Below are 21,167 nucleotides of genomic sequence, written 5' to 3'. Positions count from 1 at the left end.
TTCAGTGTTCTTGTAGCGCAGGGGAGTTTATCCCCTGTCTGCAAGAAACATTTTGTTTTCTAATGTGTGGATGGCTTAGTGGGCAGCATCCCAGTTTGGACCTTGTCCAACTTCAACCACAAACGGCACTGAAATTTCCAATACCGATTGCATCACGTCAGCAATTTGCTTGGATAGTTCATCCGCAATCGCAGCATCCGCTTCAAACACAAGTTCATCGTGTACTTGTAATAACAGCTTGGCTTGATCTTTAGGCAGCATTTTATCCACTGCAATCATGGCCAGTTTAATAATATCTGCCGCACTGCCTTGTAAAGGCGCATTGATGGCCGCGCGTTCAGCCGCTTGTTTGATCATTTTATTGCTGGCCATAATGTCTGGTGTGTATAGACGACGGCCTAAAATGGTTTCAACAAAGCCTTGCTCACGTGCAATCTGACGCGTACGTTCCATATAATCCAATACGCCCGGATAGCGTTGGAAGTAACGTGCGATATAGCTACGTGACTCTTCACGGCTAAAGCCAAGCTGACGGGTGAGACCAAATTCAGACATACCATAGAGCAGACCAAAGTTCACCGCTTTGGCTTGGCGGCGTTGGTCATTGGTGACATCTTCAATGGCAATGCCAAGCACTTCAGATGCGGTACGGCGATGCACGTCCTGACCTTGCTGGAAGGCATGCACTAAGGCATCATCTTGAGAGAAATGTGCCATCAAACGCAATTCGATTTGTGAATAATCGGCCGCGAGTAACACTCGACCCTCAGGTGCAATAAAGGCTTTACGAATTTGACGCCCAATCGGGGTACGGATTGGAATGTTTTGCAGGTTTGGATCGGTTGAAGACAAACGACCTGTTGCAGTTAAAGCTTGATGATAGCTGGTATGTACACGATGGGTTGTGTCATGCGATTGTTCAATCAGGCGATCGGTGTAGGTATTTTTGAGTTTTGCCAAGCCACGATGTTCTAAAATGACTTCAGCCAATGGATGTTCGATTTTCTCTAGAATACTTTCACTGGTACTGTATTGACCTGTTGCAGTTTTCTTACCGCCTTTGAGTCCTAGCTTTTCAAACAGGACTTCACCGACTTGCTTGGGTGAGGCAACATTAAAGGCTTCACCTGCCAGTTCTGCTGCTTGAGCTTCCAGCGTTTGAATGGTTTCTGAAAACTCGACACTGAGTTGATCGAGGAATTGATGATCCAGCTTAATGCCATCTTCTTCCATGCCCGTGAGCACGCGAGCAACAGGCATTTCAATATTATGCAGAATATTGACCAGTTCTGGATGGGCTTTCAGTTTTGCTGCGAGCACCTCATACAAACGATACGTGACATGCGCATCCTCAGCCGCATAATGCGCTGCGACTTCGAGCTCAATCTGGTTAAAGGTTTTTTGTTTGGCGCCTTTACCTGCGATTTGTTCAAAAGTGGTGGTCAAATGACTGAGATAAAGACGAGCAACATCGTCCATACCATGTCGCGTTGCAGCGGCATTCAATACATATGAAGCGAGCATGGTATCGAAATACCAGCCTTGAATGGTGATACCGTGATTGGCAAAGATATGCGCATCATATTTGAGATGATGACCAATTTTCTTGACCTGTTCATTTTCAAGAATCGGTTTGATCTGAGCGAGAAGCTGTTCACGATTCAGTTGTTCAGGGGCACCTTCATAGTCATGTGCCACAGGAACGTAATAGGCATCTTTGGCATCAAATGCCACCGAGAAACCGACTAGTTCGGCGAAGCGATAATCCAGATTAGTCGTTTCGGTATCAATCGCAAAATGATCGGCTTGCTGCATACGCTGCAATAGGGCATCCCAAGCTTGTTGGCTCAATACCGTATGATAAGTCGCATTACCGAGTTGATCATCTTGGCTTGAAAGATTGGCATGATCTTCAGCCACCACGGGTTCTGCTTTTTGTTCAGCTTTGGCAATACTTTGCGAGGTTTGTTGATACGCAGGACTATTTGGATTGTTGGGATGATCCAGCGACTGTAACTGATTACGAAACTCTAATTCAGTATAGAGCTCACGGAGTTGATCCACATTCGGGTTGGTGAGTTTTAGGTCGTGCCAATCTAAAGCAAGATCGAGATCACAGACAATGCTGGCCAGTTGATGGTCAACTTTGATGTTGTCTACATTATCTTTAATATTCTGGCTGAGTTTGCCTTTAAGCTGATCAGCATTGGCAATAATATTGTTGAGTGTGCCATATTCATTCAACAGCTTCGCCGCTGTTTTTGCACCCACACCCGGAACGCCCATGATACCGTCAGACGCATCGCCCATCAGGGTGAGGTAATCAATGATTTGATTTGGATGTACCCCAAACTTTTCAAACACCCCCGCTTCATCTAAAACACGTTCTTTAAAACTGTCTTCCAGTTTGACATGTTCATTCACCAACTGTGCCATGTCTTTGTCGCCGGTCGAGATGAGGACGTGATGACCTTCTGCCAAGGCACGTTTAGTTAGCGTACCAATAATGTCATCCGCTTCCGCACCCGCGAGAAAATACAGAGGAATGCCTTGCGCTTTGATTAAGGCATGCAAATAGGGAATTTGTTGAGATAATTCTTCAGGCATGCTTGGACGGTCGCCTTTGTAGATTGGCGATAATTTATGACGGAAAGTCGGCTCTGGCGTATCAAAAATCACAGCCATATGCGTCGGTTGAGTGCGGCGCATCAGTTTTTGGATCGCTGATATTGCACCTCGAATGGCATTGGTATGTAAGCCAGTCGACGTGGTTAATGGGGGTAAGGCGTGAAAAGCACGAAATAAGAAATAAGACCCGTCTACCAAGACAAAAGGTGGCATTGCGCAAATCCTAATTATAAATTACTCGGTATTTTACGTGAAAAAGTGGTGGCTGTCTTATCTGAACTGGACGGAGAGCGGCTGCTTGTGTCGTTTAAAATTTGCAGTATTTTGTATGTAACAATACCTGCCTATCTAGTGATCAAGTAAGATAGCCGCAATGAAGCTGTCATAATTGATATAAGTCTATGTATAAAAAAGACAAACAGGGACTCATCGTTGTATTAATTGCCTTGGCTGTATTGCTTGCGGCTGCAATTGTATTGAAGTGGCAAGGGACAATTGTTGCTGCTGGGATTGGATTGACCGTTGTAATTGTGCACGTTCTATCTGAAATTCATCAGCGTTTGCTGCAACTAGAGCAAGCTGCACCGAGCTATTCTGCATTAGGGGCCAGTATTGGTGTACAAAAAATTGTGATATATGCTGCGGCACTCGTCGCACTATTTGCCTATGCCAATACTTGGATGTGGCTCGCAGGTGGTGCCTTGTTGGTGGTGCTGCTTTGCTTGGTTCAAACCATCAGCGCTTTTCAAACCCGATTGCTGCATTTAGAGCAGGTTGCAACACAATCACTCAATCCAGATATTTTAATTCAGCCACAGCAACAGACGCTAAATATTGGTCAATCTGCTGAATGGGATGAAACGACAGCTTCAAACTCTGCAATTGTGGAACAGCAGCAGCCTGCTTGGATGCAGGCTCGATCTGAATCAGTTCAAAGTCCAATACTTCAGAACGCTACCTCTGCTGCTCATCCTTCTGAATCCAAACAACCTGCTTGGTGGCAGCCAGCATTGGATTGGATGATACATGGCAATCCAATTTTACGTGTCGCCGTCGCGGTACTTATGGTTGGGGTGGTGTTGTTATTGCGTTTTGCCAGTGAACATTGGCAACTCAGTCTAGGCGTGAAACTGGGCTTTATTGCGATTGCTGGGATTGCGACTACTGTTGCAGGATATTTACTGCAAAAGAAAAATCAGCTATTTGCAGTGGCCTTACAAGGCGTCGGTTTAGCGGTGGTTTTTTTAACCCTGATCTTCTCGCATCATTTCGCCGTCATTGCCAGCTTAAGTACCGCCAGTATTTTATTTGTGATGCTATTACTGGCGACAGTCTATCTGAGTTTAAAGCAACAAGCCTTGTATTTGGCCATGTTGGCTTTAACCATGGCTTATCTAGCGCCCTTGGTGATTCCACAAAATCATCCTGATGTGATTTTCTTATTTAGCTATTATTTTGTCATTAACTTAGCCGTGGCCGCGTTGAATTTTATTCAACCCTGGAAAATTCTGCATCAAATTGCCTTCTTCGCCACCATGTTTATTGGTGGTTCGACGATCGGGATTTATGCAAAAACCGCGCAGTTTAATACGCTAGATATCATTCTCTGGCTACATATGGCGCTATTTATCTGGCTGAGTATTCGTTATAGCCAATTGATGTTACGTGCTCAAAATGCGCAGCAACAAACAGCTCAGGCATCTGAGCGTTTACAACCCATTTTAGATGTAGGCCTGATTTTTAGTGTTCCTGTACTGGGCTTTTCGCTACATGCTTATTTAATGCATAACTCGACCTCAGCACTCACTTGGGGGGCAGTTGCACTTGCGATTGTGTATATCAGTTTAAATATCTGGATTAAACGCCAGCATCCACAATTATCAATTTTGGCCAAAAGTTTCTTTATTCTTGCTGTGGTCTTCGTTGCGTTGATTTTCCCGCTGGCCAAAGGGGCGCATTGGACTTCAACAGGTTGGGTAATTCAGGGAACTGCACTGATTGTTTGGGGCGTGACCGAGCGATATCGTTTAAGCCGTTATGTTGGCGTGGCACTGGTGTTATTAAGCTCAGTAGCATTATTGTTCCAAGTGTGGTCAAACGATCATTTTCCAATTTTAAGTACAGCGATTTTTGCGCTTGCTCAATTTATTTCTGCTTTTTACTTATTGCATTATCAAGAAGTCGAGAAGTATTTCAGTGCCCGTATGTTGAGTGGGGTTTTTCTGGCACTTGGTTTGTATTCAGGCGCGATTGCAGGAGCTGAGTTGATGCAATGGCAGCAGTATGGACTGAGTCCTTATCTCGCCGTTGCTACAATATTATTGGCATTGTTTAGTCTGGCTGTGCATGTTAAATCACGTTTGCAGTGGGGCAATCTACAGCTGATTTTGGTGGCGGTGTTGTTATTTCTGCTGTACGGGGAAACTTTTGCTGTAGAGGTTTATTCGACAGGACATTGGCCAAGCACCTTAAATCAGGTTAGCTTTGCTGTCGCTGCGAGCTTATTGTCCTTACTGCTGATCAGCTTAAATTTGAGCAAGTCTAGCGTCTATACGGTGATTTGGGCGACGTTGCTGTGGTTGAGTCTTGCCAGTATCGGTTTGGCCATTTTCCCAATCATGCCGATTGCAGCGCTTGCGTTGATCCCTGTGATGTATGCTGTTGGGTTATTACGATTGCATAAAACACAGTTATTACATCAATTACCTGTATGGGGCTTAAGCCTGTTCTGGTTATTGCTGATTAGTCTAGATCCGTATTCGGCTGAACAGTATTATGCTTTACCGCTATTCAATCCTACCGATCTTTTGTCTTTGTTGGTGTTTGCTGGCCTGATCTGGATGATATATCAGCATGACTTTAGTGCAGAGCGATCGATGGAGTGGGGCTTTAAAGTCACCACCATTTTGATTGGTCTATTGGTGCTCAGTAGTGTGGTGGTACGTGCCATGCACCATTATCTGGGCACACCATTCTGGGGGACAGCAATCTGGTCGAATGGCGATGTGCAACTGAGTTTGACACTGCTATGGGTGATTTTGGCCTTTATTCTGATGACCTTTTCCAGTCGCCGTCATATCCGACAAATCTGGTTTGTTGGTGCGGCCTTGTTAGCCATTGTAGTAGCGAAACTGTTGTTATTGGATCTATCTCAAAGCGGCACTTTAACTCGTGTGATTTCATTTATTGGTTCGGGGGCTGTCATGCTGGTGATTGCTTATCTGGCACCGTTACCCCCTGCGATAGAAGAAAATCAGAAAGAGAGTTAACTCTCTTTCTGTTCTTTTTTGAGTTCTTTCTGATTGGCATATTGATCGACTTCGTCATTCTCTAAAGGGAGAGGTCGGTCAATCAGGCCCATCTTCGGTACTGGAATCTCGATCTCATTTTCCAAGAAGCCATTACGAATACGTTCCTGCATTTCATCGCGAACTTTGAGTGAGTTTTCCTGACGACACCACACCGCAAATAACAGTTCAATAGATGATTCTCTAAACGCCGTCACTGTGACGGTCGCCTTAGGGTCATCCATCACCAGCGGATATTTGGCTGCCACTTCTAACAACACATGTCGCACTTTAATAATGTCTTCGTGGAAGTTAATCGCCAAAGTGATTGGAATACGCCGGATCGGGTATTTGGATAAGTTCATCACGGGGGTTCGGATCAGTTGTTCATTCGGCAAACGAATATAAACATTGTCCAGCGTCAAAAGTTTAACTGAGAGTAGATCAATCGAAATTACTTCACCTTCGATGGTTTGACCTCGAATTAAGGTAATTTGAATGGTATCACCGACTTCAAATGAACCTTCACCAATCAAGAATAGACCACTGATCAAGTTGCTGGCAGAGGTTTGTGAGGCAAAACCTAAGGCAACGGTTAAGATACCGGCTGCACCCAAAAACACACTGAGCTTAAAGCCTGCTTCTCTCAGGCTGGTCATAATGAACAGCAAAAAGATGAAGTAAAAAATCCCCCGACGCCATAACAGGCGTTGATGGGCATTAAAGCGACTACCTACCGTGCGAATAAAGGCATTTGAAACCAAACGTGCAATTAGGAAGCCGATGAAACATAAAATAATGGCGACTACGATTTCACTGAGTCGCTCCAAGTTAATGTTGGTGAAAACACTGGTTAGGCTGCCTGCAACATCTTTGGGAATATTCGAATTTGGCATCGCGACCCCTTAAAAAAATGAATCAAACATATTAAATAAAGTACTACCAGGTGCACGAGGGGGATGCACATAGGTGACTTCACCCGCTTGGGTTGGGGTCTTATTTTCAATACGAATACGTGCGGGATGATCGGTTCCTTCATAATAGACTTTGATTTGTGATGTCCATAAACGACCTGTGCTTTCACTATAAAATAAAGGCAGCGCAGGGACGGGGACATTCATACGGTCAAAACGCAATTGGTGATGACTGGTATTGTGGAACTCAATTGGAGTCACCGCACGGAAAGCACGTGGTTTGAGTAGGTTTAAATCAATACGTCCATCGACTGAGGTGGCATAGCAAATCTCACCATTTTGTGGATCTTTACCAAACCAAGTGTCCTTGGGTTGAATCACAGGGATATCAAATAAAGGTTCAGAGAGTCCATCCACCAAGCCTGCAATCCATAAAGGTGTACTGATATATAAGGTGCCACGCTGGCCCGCAGGAATATAAATCGGATCAACGGGTCGAATCACTACTGAACGATCTGCCAAACGCGGCATCAGATGAAAGCTGCTATTGGTCTTGTGAAACATATAGCGTTCGATTTTTGCAGGAGGTGGCATGGCGAATTCGATATCATTCAATATTCGCCACTGCTGCTCGTAGTCATATTGAAATTGAGGACGATGATATTCCAAACGCCATTCTTTGATGCCGCGGGTAAGACGAAATAGCAATGAACCGAATTGCCAAGCTTTGGCCTGTTGAATTTCGAATTGTTGTTCGCCCCACCATTTCAAAGTATTGGAATGTGGCGCTTCATATTGATTATTTTGAGACAAGATGCAAAATTCCTGTGTGAGTATGCTAAACAGACTTCACGCTGTAATCTGCTTAGAGTACACTCACTGCTTTCTTTTATCATTATTTGTGTGATGCAAATACTTAAACAAATACAAATTCCTTATAGTTTCGCTAAACGACATGGCGTTTTGTTACGTTATGAAGGCGATCAAGTTTTTATTGTACGACGCAAGGACACCGCGCGTATTGCTTTGCAGGAAGCTCGTCGAATTTTGGGGAAATCAGCTCATGATCAACTTTGTACTGATCAAGAGTTTCATGCCTTACTGAGTTCCAGTTATGCAGGGGATACTGGGGAGTCGCAGCAGGTTGCAGCAGGCTTGGAAGATCATCCAGATTTATTGAGTTTGGCGGATCAAGTGCCTGAAGCGGAAGACTTGATGGATCAGGAAGATGATGCACCGATCGTGCGTCTAATCAATGCCTTATTGTCAGAAGCGATTCGGGTAGGTGCCTCGGATATTCATATCGAAGCCTTTGAGAAAAAACTTTCGGTACGTTTACGTGTCGATGGACAATTGCGTGAAATTGTCCAGCCGCGTCGTGAATTAGCGCCGTTGTTGGTATCACGTATCAAAGTCATGGCCAAGCTGGATATTGCCGAAAAACGGATTCCGCAAGATGGACGTATCTCATTACGTCTTGCAGGGCGTGAAGTGGATGTGCGTGTTTCGACCTTACCTTCTTCGCATGGTGAACGTGTAGTCATGCGTTTGCTGGATAAGCAGGCAGGGCGTTTAAACATGACCCATTTGGGTTTAATGCAAAATGACTATGAGCGTTTAACGCAACTGGTTCATCGCCCGCATGGCATTATCTTGGTCACTGGTCCAACGGGTTCGGGTAAAACCACCACACTATATGCGGCGCTATCGGATCTGAATGACAATACTCGCAATATTTTGACTGCTGAAGATCCGATTGAATACCAGTTGGAAGGAATTGGTCAGACTCAAGTCAACACCAAAGTTGATATGACCTTCGCACGTGCGCTTAAGGCGATGTTACGTCAAGATCCAGATGTGGTGATGGTGGGGGAGATTCGTGATTTGGAAACTGCGGAAATTGCAGTACAAGCCTCTTTAACGGGTCACTTGGTGTTGTCTACACTGCATACCAATACCGCAATTGGTGCGGTGACGCGTCTAAAAGATATGGGGATTGAACCGTTCTTGCTTGCTAGTTCACTGATCGGGGTGATTGCACAGCGTTTGGTACGAACTTTATGTCCGCATTGTGTCACGTGGCGTAAAGCGGATGATTTTGAACGCCAAGTATTCCAGCATCTTAAAGTGGATGAATATATGCAGCTACCAGAGCCGCATGGTTGCGAAAAATGTTCACATGTTGGCTTTAGCGGACGAACTGCAATTTATGAAATTGTGCCCGTAGATGAATCGATGCGCCGTTTAATTCATGGTAATGCGGCTGAGTATGAATTGGAAAATCATGCACGTCGTCATGCTGCTTCGATTCGTGATGATGGTTTATTGAAAGTTTTGGCGGGTAAAACCACTTTAGAAGAAGTGCTTCGTGTCACCAATGAAGCTGCGGAAGAATAAATTGATTCATGCATAAAAAACAGCATGGTTGAACCATGCTGTTTTTGTTTGAGTATTCGGATTATGCAGCGGTCACAATATTAAAGTTCACATCGATATTGCCACGTGTCGCATTTGAGTAAGGGCAAACGATATGTGCAGCAGCAACCAATTGCTCTGCTTCTGCTTGTTCCATTCCAATTAAATACACATTCAAGGTCACTTCGATACCAAAGCCATTTGGAATAGGGCCAATTCCGACCTCACCTTCGACATAGGCATCTTTGCTAATTTTAAATTTATCGCGATTCGCTACAAATTTCATTGCACCCAAGAAACAGGCTGAATAACCTGCAGCAAACAGTTGCTCTGGGTTGGTGACTGCGCCACCTGCACCGCCCATTTCTTTTGGCACACCTAATTGCACATCTAAAACACCGTCAGAGGAAGTTGCACGACCATCACGACCACCTGTTGCTTTTGCTTTCGCAAGATAAACCACTTTTTCTAAAGACATGATTATTGTTCCTAAATAATATTGAATGCAATTAAATCGTACACGATATAAATTAAAAAACAAGTTGCTGTTGTGTAAATTTTAAACTTATTTGTTTAGGTTAGTACGCAGTTCTGAAAGTTGCGCTTTCAACTCAGATAAGGTTGCAGGTGTACACGAGGCGGCTTGAGCCAGTTGATTTGGAATATCAGTCGCTTGCAATTGTAAAGCTTGTCCTTGTTCAGTCAGCTCGATAATTACCTGTCGTTCATCTTTATGGGAGCGTTTGCGCGTGATCAGTGCGGCTGCTTCAAGTTTTTTAAGCAATGGGGTCAGTGTTGAGGATTCTAAAAATAGTCGTTCACCAATCTCTGAGACAGAAAGCTGATCTTTTTCCCAAAGCACCAACATCACGAGATATTGTGGGTAGGTCAGACCCAGTGGGCCAAGCAACTGGCGATAGACTTGATTCAAGGCGAGATTGGTCGAATAAATCAGAAAACATAACTGATTGTCTAATAACAATTGTGGATGTTCTTCGCCCATATCATTCTCAAAGGTCATTTCATCAAATCAGTATATATTGCTCTGCACGATTACCTAAGTCATTTGCAGTGCAATTCAAATACGAAAAGCATTGATTATAAAAAATAGCTAGCTTAATCAGATTAAAGCTGAGATTACCAAAGATCGGCAATCTTTTTCATCAATCGTGCTCGATAAAGTGCTGTTGGATTACTCAGATTGTTTTGTGCTTCAAGTTCAAAGTGTTGTTGCCAAGCCTTGATCATATCTAAAGTAGTGCCTTTTTGCTTAATCACTGCAACATCCTCGCGTCGAATATTGCTTAATCGCTGCCTTGCACCTTCAGCACCTGTTCCCCAACCAATCACCCATTGCCCAAACGCATTTAAGGATAAATTTTGTGGTGTAGACAAAACTCGAGAAGATGACGTAGATTCATCCCCATCGAGATCAAGCGATGACGCATGCAGTGGTACAGCGGTCCCCAAAAGAAAGAAAATCAGAATCAATCTAAACATGAATAAAACTTAATAAGAATTAATTGACGATGTTACATCATTCATAGTCCAAAATCGTTTGAGCTTGTTCTACTATGAGCAATAATTTTTATTAAATCATGATTCTATAGATCAAACATTTATAAAAGTTGATCATCTCAGTCAGATTGTCTTTGATTGGGTGTATTTTATACAGTAAGAGCTTGGCAGGCAGCGTATGTGTAGAAGCAGCTTAGTAATGAATAATGGTGCGATGTTGCATCAGCGGCATTGCCAAACGAAGCTGATTTTGTTGTTCGAGATCAAAGCTGTCGGTGATTAGGCCATGTCCCTCAGTATTGATACTTTGTAATAGTTGCCCGCGGCTATCTGCGATACCGGCATGTCCCCAGGTTTGACGTTGTTCGCCGTGCCAACCTTGTTGTGCAGCGCCGAGTACATAACATTGGCTATCCATTGCACGTGCTTGTAAGAGCAATTGCCAATGGAGTTGGCCTGTGGTGTAAGTAAATGCAGCAGGGGCGGTTAAGATATTAGCACCTTGCTGACGCAATGTTAAAGCAAGTTCAGGGAAGCGTAAGTCGTAGCAGACCATTAGGCCAATATTGCCAAAAGGCGTTTTGGCAACCACCACTTGATCGCCAGGTTCGAAGAACTTGGATTCTTGATAACCACCTACAGCATCGCCCACTTGTACATCAAACAAGTGGATTTTGTCATAGCGGGCTTCAGTCCCTTCAGGGCTAATACATAAACTGACGGTTCGAACACGACCATCTTGAATGACAGAGCCATCTGGACGGAAAGGGCATGGGAGTGTACCTGCAACAATCCAGATTTGATAGTCATGTGCCAATTGTTCTAAGCGTGCCTGAATGACTTCGAATTGCGCAGCAGTTTCGCGCTGTTTTCCTGCGGCAAAGCAGACAAAATTCTCAGGGAAAACAATCAGCTCGGCGCCTTGAGCCTTACTTTGTTGCAATAATGATTCGATGACATTGAAGTTCGCTTCAATGTCATTTTGGGAATTCATTTGGGCAACAGAAAGTAAGGTCATAGGGAGGCCACTACTGAGTTTAGCGATCAAGCATTTTGTTTTTGTACATCTAGGTTCATGCAATCTTGTTCTTTTTGCAATTGCTTCACCAGTGGTTCGAACATATTCTGGTTGTTTTCATTTAAACGCATCAGCGTTTTATGTGCATCGAGCACGGTGTTGAGCATGGCACTATGTGTGACATGTTCATCTGTTAGCTCTAGCGTGCATACATTTGGGTCACCGCAGTAATTTAAAATCACAAAAACTTGCCCGAGCCCCATACTGTTGGCCAAGGTGGTAATATCTGGATTTGTTGACAGCATAACCGCTTGTATGTGATGAGCTTGCTTAAGCTTTAAACCCAATTTTGCCAGTATGCCTAAAACAGTACTGTCAATAAATGTGGTTTCAGTTAAATCAACAATTGCACCAACAACATTCTGCTGTTGTTCAATTCTGTTGAGTAGTTTGTCTAGACTTATACAAGAGTGAGCACGCACTTCGCCAATAAGCTTGAAAATATGCGTTCCGTTCAAACTTGCATATTCAACATGACCTGTTGACATATAAATGCCATTTTCAGAGAAAGGATATAAAATTATCCCATAGTGATATTGTAGACACAAGTGGTTGCAAGGTATGATTTAATTAAATTATTGATTTTTAAATTAATTCATTCGGCACAAGCTCAGGATTGCGATATCATCTGCCACATGATCTGGGGCTTTGAAGGAATCTTTTTGTAGATGTTCGACCAATTGATTAAACTGATCATTTAAACCGCCATCGAAGGGCTCTAAAGCACCATCAGAACATAAAATAAACCGTGCATGGCGACTTAATCGACAATGATGTTCTTCCACCTCTAACTCTTCAGTCAAACCTAATGGAAAACTGCTGGTGGTCAAGATTTGAGGGGGCTGGTTGGGTTCAAAAATAATCGGTGGAGGGTAGTGTCCTGCACTTGACCAGCGGACTTCATGTGTAACCAAGTTTAAAATCCCTGCCACCATGGTAATGTGCTTTTCAATATTTTCTTGCACCAACATGGCATTGAGTTTTTGAATCAATTGACTTGGAGTTTTTGAACGGCCATGAAATGCGGCCATCCACGAGGTTAATAAACTGCTGGTAACACCATGCCCTGATACATCTGCAAGATAGAATAAAACTTCTTCATCATTTAAGCGCCAATAATCATACCAGTCGCCAGATAGATAGGCCGAAGGTTGAAAAAAGGATTCAAACTGATAGTTAGGTAATTCGATAGGGTTGGGTAATAGACGCTTTTGTAATTCGGCGGCTGAGGGCAAATCTCGACTGTCTTGATTGCGTTTGTATTGCGCATCTATCTTAAATAAGGAATGAACAGGATTTTTAGGTAAACTATCCCACATCCAACCTGCTAAAGCTCCTAATTCCCATGCTTGTGCCAGCGCTGCACCTTCATGTTCAAACGCAAGAACAATCGTAGGGAGTTTCCATTGATATTTTAAAAAATCTTGGACATCTGCAATTGCGATAATGGTTTGATCATACAAATCCAAATCATCAATTTGAATCATCTGCAAACTGGGTAATTCAGTTAAAGCTTGATCTAAACAAGGTATGGAACGCGTGGGTTGAATGAAATACATAGATGAATAGCCAATCCTTTGTATGATCATTTAAAATTCATCAGGGATGAAAGATGACCTTGGATATAGTATTGCCAGAGTTTAAATTCTCTGGCAATACATAAGTTTGTAAAACATTATTTTAATTTAATCATTTTTCGTCGGTAGAACTGTCATCGACATCATCTGCATCACCGACAAAAGAAACGTCATTTGAGTCACTGCGTTTCTCGGCAATCTGGAAGGCTTTACGTTGTAAATAAAAGTCTCGGATCATTGAATACTTGTCGCCTTTTAAGCTTTCTTCAATATCAAGAATTTGAGAACGTGCATCAACAGCTTGTAACAGGTTGGTTGACCAATAAATACCTTCTTGATCATCCAATAGGTATTTTTGTGGGCGACCGAAACTATCTGCGGCTAAACCAAAACCATCACGGAAGGTACTTGGGCCGAAGAATGGCAACATCACATAAGGACCAGATGGAACACCATAATAACCAAGAGTGACACCAAAACTTTCTTCTTCAGTATTTAAACCTAAACGACGAGCAGGATCTGCAAAACCTAAAGTTGTTAAAGTATTTACAGTAAAGCGACCTAAAGTTTTTGCAGCACGTGTCGGACGGCCTTGTATCAGTTGATTCACCGCATTCCAAGGTTCACCTAGGTTTTTGCGAAACTGACGGTAGGGGCTACGTACAGGTTCTGGTACTTTGGCAACATATTGAATTGCAACAGGCTTTAATAAATTGCGGTCTAACATATCATTAAAAGCATAGATTTGGCGGTTCAACGGTTGTAGCGGGTCTTTCACCGAATCTGGCTGTGCTGCATTGGCATTTACTTTTAAATCATTTTTAGTCAGATGCTTTAAATCTTTGATGGCTTGAATCGTTGAGGTTTTTTGCTCTGCACTGACTTGGTTTGCTACAGCATTAGTTTGGTTGGTTGAATCGCTGGGAGTTTCTTGTGCGAATACTGATGAACATGCTCCAGCAGTTAACAACCCAAGCAAGATAAAATTTGAGTAATGCATATAAGTCCTTAATCGCTGTGAGAGCGAAATAATACAGCCATTAAAATGATTGCGTCAGCAAACGCGAAACATAAAGATGAGCATATAGTTTAGTTGTTCTCCTATTATTAAAACAAATTCGGTCGAAAAATATAAGAAAAATTGTGATTTTGGTTTAAAAATGTACATTCGAAGCATTAAATCAAGATAATTTAAAAAATGGGGTTGTGTTGGATTGGAAATGCTGTAGAATGCACATCCATCGGCGGTGATGCAGATAAAAACTTGTTGAGAAACAAGGATTTGGCTAAAGTGGTTGAGTTCTTGGGTTGATTGATAAGTTTGTTAAATATCTAAATTACCTGTTGACTTTTAAGAAATTGAGAGTAATATAGCCGACCTAGCTTGATGATGACGAATCATCGAGAAGATCATTAAGAGAATAGAAGAACAACTTGTGTGGATTTTTACTAGTTGATCAATCGAAAATATTTCATTGATTGAAGAGTAGAAATTTCTCGAAGTTTATTTGAGCGAATTTTTAGTCAGAAAATTGATGAGCCAAGATTTGTAGCCATAAGCTACTAATGATTTTAAACTGAAGAGTTTGATCATGGCTCAGATTGAACGCTGGCGGCAGGCTTAACACATGCAAGTCGAGCGGGGAAGGGTAGCTTGCTACCTAACCTAGCGGCGGACGGGTGAGTAATGCTTAGGAATCTGCCATTTAGTGGGGGACAACATTCCGAAAGGAATGCTAATACCGCATACGTCCTACGGGAGAAAGCAGGGGATCTTCGGACCTTGCGCTAAATGATGAGCCTAAGTCGGATTAGCTAGTTGGTGGGGTAAAGGCCTACCAAGGCGACGATCTGTAGCGGGTCTGAGAGGATGATCCGCCACACTGGGACTGAGACACGGCCCAGACTCCTACGGGAGGCAGCAGTGGGGAATATTGGACAATGGGCGGAAGCCTGATCCAGCCATGCCGCGTGTGTGAAGAAGGCCTTTTGGTTGTAAAGCACTTTAAGCGAGGAGGAGGCTACTTAGATTAATACTCTAGGATAGTGGACGTTACTCGCAGAATAAGCACCGGCTAACTCTGTGCCAGCAGCCGCGGTAATACAGAGGGTGCGAGCGTTAATCGGATTTACTGGGCGTAAAGCGTGCGTAGGCGGCTTTTTAAGTCGGATGTGAAATCCCCGAGCTTAACTTGGGAATTGCATTCGATACTGGGAAGCTAGAGTATGGGAGAGGATGGTAGAATTCCAGGTGTAGCGGTGAAATGCGTAGAGATCTGGAGGAATACCGATGGCGAAGGCAGCCATCTGGCCTAATACTGACGCTGAGGTACGAAAGCATGGGGAGCAAACAGGATTAGATACCCTGGTAGTCCATGCCGTAAACGATGTCTACTAGCCGTTGGGGCCTTTGAGGCTTTAGTGGCGCAGCTAACGCGATAAGTAGACCGCCTGGGGAGTACGGTCGCAAGACTAAAACTCAAATGAATTGACGGGGGCCCGCACAAGCGGTGGAGCATGTGGTTTAATTCGATGCAACGCGAAGAACCTTACCTGGCCTTGACATACTAGAAACTTTCCAGAGATGGATTGGTGCCTTCGGGAATCTAGATACAGGTGCTGCATGGCTGTCGTCAGCTCGTGTCGTGAGATGTTGGGTTAAGTCCCGCAACGAGCGCAACCCTTTTCCTTATTTGCCAGCGAGTAATGTCGGGAACTTTAAGGATACTGCCAGTGACAAACTGGAGGAAGGCGGGGACGACGTCAAGTCATCATGGCCCTTACGGCCAGGGCTACACACGTGCTACAATGGTCGGTACAAAGGGTTGCTACCTAGCGATAGGATGCTAATCTCAAAAAGCCGATCGTAGTCCGGATTGGAGTCTGCAACTCGACTCCATGAAGTCGGAATCGCTAGTAATCGCGGATCAGAATGCCGCGGTGAATACGTTCCCGGGCCTTGTACACACCGCCCGTCACACCATGGGAGTTTGTTGCACCAGAAGTAGGTAGTCTAACCGCAAGGAGGACGCTTACCACGGTGTGGCCGATGACTGGGGTGAAGTCGTAACAAGGTAGCCGTAGGGGAACCTGCGGCTGGATCACCTCCTTAACGAAAGATTGGTGACTGGTAAGAATCCACAACAAGTTGTTCTTCGAAGATGTATCTGAGGGTCTGTAGCTCAGTTGGTTAGAGCACACGCTTGATAAGCGTGGGGTCACAAGTTCAAGTCTTGTCAGACCCACCAAATCTGATTGCAGTAGCTTGGATTGAAAGATATGTCGTTCATTAAGTGATAAGCTGGGGACTTAGCTTAGTTGGTAGAGCGCCTGCTTTGCACGCAGGAGGTCAGGAGTTCGACTCTCCTAGTCTCCACCAAATTCGAGGGTAAACAAAGCAACGCTTTGTCCGAGAATTTAAGCAAACAGCTATGCTGTGCGCAGGCACACATAGGATGTAGCTTGAAGCTAAGAAGATTATAGAGTTTAGTGAATACAGTCCAAGTTGACTGGTTTATTAATCTCTGTGATTTATCACAGTTTACTACTCACCGACGAGGTGGTAGTTAATCATTAACAGATTAGAAAATTGAGTCTGAAATAAATTGTTCAAACTCGATTAGATATAAGCTTAACAAGCAATTGTTAAGAAGATATTTAATCTGAGAACTAGCAAAAACACTGAATCAAGCGTTTTGGTATATGAATTTAGATTGAAGCTGTATGGTGATTAAGTTCACAGACAACAAACCAGTGGCAATTAAGTTTGCAACGATAACACTCACTTGTATGTGTTAACGACTGTTTGGGGTTGTATAGTCAAGTAATTAAGTGCATGTGGTGGATGCCTTGGCAGTCAGAGGCGATGAAAGACGTGATAGCCTGCGAAAAGCTCCGGGGAGGCGGCAAATATCCTTTGATCCGGAGATTTCTGAATGGGGGAACCCACCCGCTATAAGGCGGGTATCATAAGCTGAATACATAGGCTTATGAAGCGAACGAGGGGAAGTGAAACATCTCAGTACCCTTAGGAAAAGAAATCAATTGAGATTCCCTTAGTAGCGGCGAGCGAACGGGGAGCAGCCCATTAAGTTGTGTGTGTTCTAGTGGAACGCTCTGGGAAGTGCGAACGTAGAGGGTGATATTCCCGTACACGAAAGGGCACACACAATGATGACGAGTAGGGCGAGGCACGTGAAACCTTGTCTGAATATGGGGGGACCATCCTCCAAGGCTAAATACTCCTGACTGACCGATAGTGAACCAGTACCGTGAGGGAAAGGCGAAAAGAACCCCTGTGAGGGGAGTGAAATAGATCCTGAAACCGCATGCATACAAGCAGTGGGAGCCGACTTGTTCGGTGACTGCGTACCTTTTGTATAATGGGTCAGCGACTTATATTCAGTAGCAAGGTTAACCGCATAGGGGAGCCGTAGAGAAATCGAGTCTTAATAGGGCGTTTAGTTGCTGGGTATAGACCCGAAACCAGGCGATCTATCCATGAGCAGGTTGAAGGTTGGGTAACACTAACTGGAGGACCGAACCCACTGTCGTTGAAAAGCCAGGGGATGACTTGTGGATAGGGGTGAAAGGCTAATCAAGCCTGGTGATAGCTGGTTCTCCCCGAAAGCTATTTAGGTAGCGCCTCGGACGAATACCATTGGGGGTAGAGCACTGTTTCGGCTAGGGGGTCATCCCGACTTACCAAACCGATGCAAACTCCGAATACCAATGAGTACTATCCGGGAGACAGACTGCGGGTGCTAACGTCCGTAGTCAAGAGGAAAACAATCCAGACCGCCAGCTAAGGCCCCAAAATCATAGTTAAGTGGGAAACGATGTGGGAAGGCATAGACAGCTAGGAGGTTGGCTTAGAAGCAGCCACCCTTTAAAGAAAGCGTAATAGCTCACTAGTCGAGTCGGCCTGCGCGGAAGATGTAACGGGGCTAAAACTATGTGCCGAAGCTGCGGATTTACGCATTAGCGTAAGTGGTAGGGGAGCGTTCTGTAAGCCGATGAAGGTGTATTGAGAAGTATGCTGGAGGTATCAGAAGTGCGAATGCTGACGTGAGTAACGACAAAACGGGTGAAAAACCCGTTCGCTGAAAGACCAAGGGTTCCAGTCCAACGTTAATCGGGGCTGGGTGAGTCGACCCCTAAGGCGAGGCCGAGAGGCGTAGTCGATGGGAAATTGGTTAATATTCCAATACTTCTGTGTAATGCGATGAGAGGACGGAGAAGGTTAAGTCAGCCTGGCGTTGGTTGTCCAGGTGGAAGGTTGTAGGCATGCATCTTAGGCAAATCCGGGGTGCTCTATGCTGAGAGCTGATAGCAAGCTGTACTTGTACAGTGAAGTGGCTGATACCATGCTTCCAGGAAAAGTCTCTAAGCTTCAGTTACACAGGAATCGTACCCGAAACCGACACAGGTGGTCAGGTCGAGTAGACCAAAGCGCTTGAGAGAACTCTGCTGAAGGAACTAGGCAAAATGGTACCGTAACTTCGGGAGAAGGTACGCTGCTGACGGTGATGGGACTTGCTCCCTGAGCTATTGGCAGCCACAGAAACCAGGCCGCTGCAACTGTTTATTAAAAACATAGCACTCTGCAAACACGAAAGTGGACGTATAGGGTGTGATGCCTGCCCGGTGCTGGAAGGTTAATTGATGGGGTTAGCGTAAGCGAAGCTCTTGATCGAAGCCCCAGTAAACGGCGGCCGTAACTATAACGGTCCTAAGGTAGCGAAATTCCTTGTCGGGTAAGTTCCGACCTGCACGAATGGCATAATGATGGCGGCGCTGTCTCCAGCAGAGGCTCAGTGAAATCGAAATCGCTGTGAAGATGCAGTGTACCCGCGGCTAGACGGAAAGACCCCGTGAACCTTTACTGCAGCTTGACATTGAACTTTGACCTTACTTGTGTAGGATAGGTGGGAGGCTTTGAAGTACGAACGCTAGTTTGTATGGAGCCGTCCTTGAAATACCACCCTGGTAATGTTGAGGTTCTAACTCTGCCCCGTAATCCGGGGCGAGGACCATGTCTGGTGGGTAGTTTGACTGGGGCGGTCTCCTCCTAAAGAGTAACGGAGGAGTACGAAGGTGCGCTCAGCGTGGTCGGAAATCACGCGTAGAGTATAAAGGCAAAAGCGCGCTTAACTGCGAGACCCACAAGTCGAGCAGGTACGAAAGTAGGTCTTAGTGATCCGGTGGTTCTGTATGGAAGGGCCATCGCTCAACGGATAAAAGGTACTCTGGGGATAACAGGCTGATACCGCCCAAGAGTTCATATCGACGGCGGTGTTTGGCACCTCGATGTCGGCTCATCTCATCCTGGGGCTGAAGCAGGTCCCAAGGGTATGGCTGTTCGCCATTTAAAGAGGTACGCGAGCTGGGTTTAGAACGTCGTGAGACAGTTCGGTCCCTATCTACCGTGGGCGCTGGAAATTTGAGAGGATCTGCTCCTAGTACGAGAGGACCAGAGTGGACGAACCTCTGGTGTACCGGTTGTGACGCCAGTCGCATCGCCGGGTAGCTATGTTCGGAAGGGATAACCGCTGAAAGCATCTAAGCGGGAAGCCTACCTCAAGATAAGATTTCCCTAGGAATTTATTCCTCTAAAGAGCCGTTCGAGACTAGGACGTTGATAGGTTGGGTGTGGAAGCACGGTGACGTGTGAAGCTGACCAATACTAATTGCTCGTGAGGCTTGACTATACAACACCCAAACAGTTGTTGTATTCAAGATAAATTCAATACATAACTTGATTTAGTGTGAAATCTAGTTACAATACAGACCAATTATCTAATCCGTTAATAACTCTTTCGGTACTAAGTGGCAAAAAATGTAAGACCACCCAAAACCAAAACAGTTTGCTGGCGACAATAGCAAGAGTGAACCACCTGATCCCTTCCCGAACTCAGAAGTGAAACCTCTTAGCGCTGATGGTAGTGTGGCACTTGCCATGTGAGAGTAAGTCATCGCCAGCTTTTAAATCTAAACACCCCCAACCTAACTGGTTGGGGGTGTTTTTTATCGTGCGGAAAAATAAGAATAAAAACACATAATATGTTGGAAATATTGGCCTGATTGGTTAACTTTTATGAGGATTGAGAGTCTATTCTATTTATAAAAATAAGTATTGAAAAATAACAGCGAGGTGGCTCAAATGGCTGATGTTGTGATTCCATATCTGAATGTTCGTAATGCTTTTGCTGCACTTGAGTTTTATAAGGTCGCCTTTGGTGCGGAAGTATTAAATATTATTGAGCGTAAAGAAGGCTTGGTGGCACATGCGGATGTGTCTATCGAGGGTGCTCGTTTTATGTTAAGAGAAGAGTACCTTGAATTTAATTTTAAAAGCCCTGAGTCAATTGGTGGTACACCTATTAATTTATTTGTATATGTAAAAGATGTAAAAGCTTTTTTTGAGCGAGCACAGGCTTCGGGAGTTAAAGTGATCCGGCCAGTCGAGGAGCAATTTCATGGAGATCTTATGACCGAGCTTGAAGATCCATTTGGTCATTCATGGTTTTTTGCTACACATCATACGGATATGACCTTTGATGAGCTGAAAGAGCAGGCAAGACAAGTAGGATTGTAATTTCGGATGCCTTGATTAGTAGTTAGTGAATAAATAGATAGGGGTATTTATTTTATATTGGTTTTTGAACAAATTAGTCAGTCTAAAATCACTTTCCTTATATGCGTAAACATTGCTTTATGTTATAAATAATTTTATAGGCATGTTTTTTGC

The 21,167-nt window shown here is 44.3% G+C and carries 13 protein-coding genes, 2 tRNA genes and 3 rRNA genes; 8 read left to right on the top strand and 10 right to left on the bottom strand.

Translation table 11 applies throughout. The features are described 5' to 3' along the window. Positions 1-75: 75 nt before the first annotated feature. Entirely contained in the window at positions 76-2,841 is a 2,766-nt protein-coding gene (gene polA, locus NDN13_RS10970; RefSeq protein ID WP_251115486.1) for a DNA polymerase I, read from the bottom strand. A 188-nt stretch (positions 2,842-3,029) separates the two neighbouring features. On the opposite strand from polA, the gene NDN13_RS10965 reads away from it, so the two are divergent. Continuing rightward, a complete protein-coding gene (locus NDN13_RS10965; protein ID WP_251115485.1) occupies positions 3,030-5,897 on the top strand; it encodes a DUF2339 domain-containing protein in 2,868 nt (955 codons plus the stop codon). Here NDN13_RS10965 and NDN13_RS10960 read toward each other — a convergent pair. Further along, positions 5,894-6,811 carry a mechanosensitive ion channel family protein gene (locus tag NDN13_RS10960; RefSeq protein WP_171553378.1) on the bottom strand — a complete coding sequence of 306 codons (918 nt, stop codon included), beginning with the start codon at positions 6,809-6,811 and terminating at the stop codon, positions 5,894-5,896. The genes NDN13_RS10965 and NDN13_RS10960 overlap by 4 nt on opposite strands. Positions 6,812-6,820: 9 nt before the next feature. After that, positions 6,821-7,642: a DUF432 domain-containing protein gene (locus NDN13_RS10955; RefSeq protein WP_171553377.1), complete on the bottom strand. Its 822-nt coding sequence runs from the start codon at positions 7,640-7,642 to the stop codon at positions 6,821-6,823. Between the two features lie 93 nt (positions 7,643-7,735). Between NDN13_RS10955 and gspE the strand changes: the two genes are divergently transcribed. After that, positions 7,736-9,226, top strand: coding sequence for a type II secretion system ATPase GspE (gene gspE, locus NDN13_RS10950; protein WP_251115484.1), 1,491 nt, complete (start codon positions 7,736-7,738; stop codon positions 9,224-9,226). A 61-nt stretch (positions 9,227-9,287) separates the two neighbouring features. Here the strand turns inward: gspE and NDN13_RS10945 are convergent, their stop codons facing one another. From NDN13_RS10945 to NDN13_RS10915, 7 genes are all read right to left on the bottom strand, one after another. Further along, positions 9,288-9,722 carry an organic hydroperoxide resistance protein gene (locus NDN13_RS10945; protein ID WP_251115483.1) on the bottom strand — a complete coding sequence of 145 codons (435 nt, stop codon included), beginning with the start codon at positions 9,720-9,722 and terminating at the stop codon, positions 9,288-9,290. 87 nt (positions 9,723-9,809) lie between these two features. Continuing rightward, complete coding sequence (locus NDN13_RS10940; RefSeq protein ID WP_251118220.1) at positions 9,810-10,247, bottom strand: MarR family winged helix-turn-helix transcriptional regulator; 438 nt, start codon at positions 10,245-10,247, stop codon at positions 9,810-9,812. 134 nt (positions 10,248-10,381) lie between these two features. After that, positions 10,382-10,744: a DUF4951 domain-containing protein gene (locus NDN13_RS10935; protein WP_251115482.1), complete on the bottom strand. Its 363-nt coding sequence runs from the start codon at positions 10,742-10,744 to the stop codon at positions 10,382-10,384. 211 nt (positions 10,745-10,955) lie between these two features. After that, the gene (locus tag NDN13_RS10930) at positions 10,956-11,780 is read right to left on the bottom strand and encodes a carbon-nitrogen hydrolase family protein (protein ID WP_251115481.1); all 825 of its coding nucleotides are present in this window, start codon (positions 11,778-11,780) and stop codon (positions 10,956-10,958) included. A gap of 26 nt (positions 11,781-11,806) precedes the next feature. Then, positions 11,807-12,328 carry an anti-anti-sigma factor GigB gene (gene gigB / locus NDN13_RS10925; RefSeq protein ID WP_251115480.1) on the bottom strand — a complete coding sequence of 174 codons (522 nt, stop codon included), beginning with the start codon at positions 12,326-12,328 and terminating at the stop codon, positions 11,807-11,809. A 102-nt stretch (positions 12,329-12,430) separates the two neighbouring features. Further along, the gene (gene gigA / locus NDN13_RS10920; RefSeq protein WP_251118219.1) at positions 12,431-13,399 is read right to left on the bottom strand and encodes an RsbU family protein phosphatase GigA; all 969 of its coding nucleotides are present in this window, start codon (positions 13,397-13,399) and stop codon (positions 12,431-12,433) included. Between the two features lie 130 nt (positions 13,400-13,529). Beyond that, on the bottom strand, positions 13,530-14,417 hold the full coding sequence (locus NDN13_RS10915; protein ID WP_251115479.1) for an MlaA family lipoprotein: 888 nt from the start codon (positions 14,415-14,417) through the stop codon (positions 13,530-13,532). A gap of 574 nt (positions 14,418-14,991) precedes the next feature. Between NDN13_RS10915 and NDN13_RS10910 the strand changes: the two genes are divergently transcribed. The 6 genes from NDN13_RS10910 to NDN13_RS10885 all read left to right on the top strand — a co-directional run bounded on the left by NDN13_RS10910 (position 14,992) and on the right by NDN13_RS10885 (position 21,014). Next, positions 14,992-16,529, top strand: a 16S ribosomal RNA gene (locus NDN13_RS10910). A gap of 59 nt (positions 16,530-16,588) precedes the next feature. Then, positions 16,589-16,665, top strand: a tRNA-Ile gene (locus NDN13_RS10905). 55 nt (positions 16,666-16,720) lie between these two features. Further along, a tRNA-Ala gene (locus tag NDN13_RS10900) sits at positions 16,721-16,796 on the top strand. Between the two features lie 438 nt (positions 16,797-17,234). Continuing rightward, positions 17,235-20,127, top strand: a 23S ribosomal RNA gene (locus NDN13_RS10895). A 158-nt stretch (positions 20,128-20,285) separates the two neighbouring features. Next, a 5S ribosomal RNA gene (gene rrf, locus NDN13_RS10890) occupies positions 20,286-20,400 on the top strand. Together the 16S, 23S and 5S rRNA genes with 2 tRNA genes alongside form the textbook arrangement of a ribosomal RNA operon. Before the next feature lie 179 nt (positions 20,401-20,579). Next, the gene (locus NDN13_RS10885; RefSeq protein ID WP_251115478.1) at positions 20,580-21,014 is read left to right on the top strand and encodes a VOC family protein; all 435 of its coding nucleotides are present in this window, start codon (positions 20,580-20,582) and stop codon (positions 21,012-21,014) included. The last annotated feature ends 153 nt before the right edge of the window (positions 21,015-21,167 follow it).

This window comes from Acinetobacter sp. C32I, assembly GCF_023702715.1.
GTDB lineage: Bacteria > Pseudomonadota > Gammaproteobacteria > Pseudomonadales > Moraxellaceae > Acinetobacter.
Note: the sequence above shows the minus strand (reverse complement) of the source record. Positions and strands in the feature narration are given on the sequence as shown.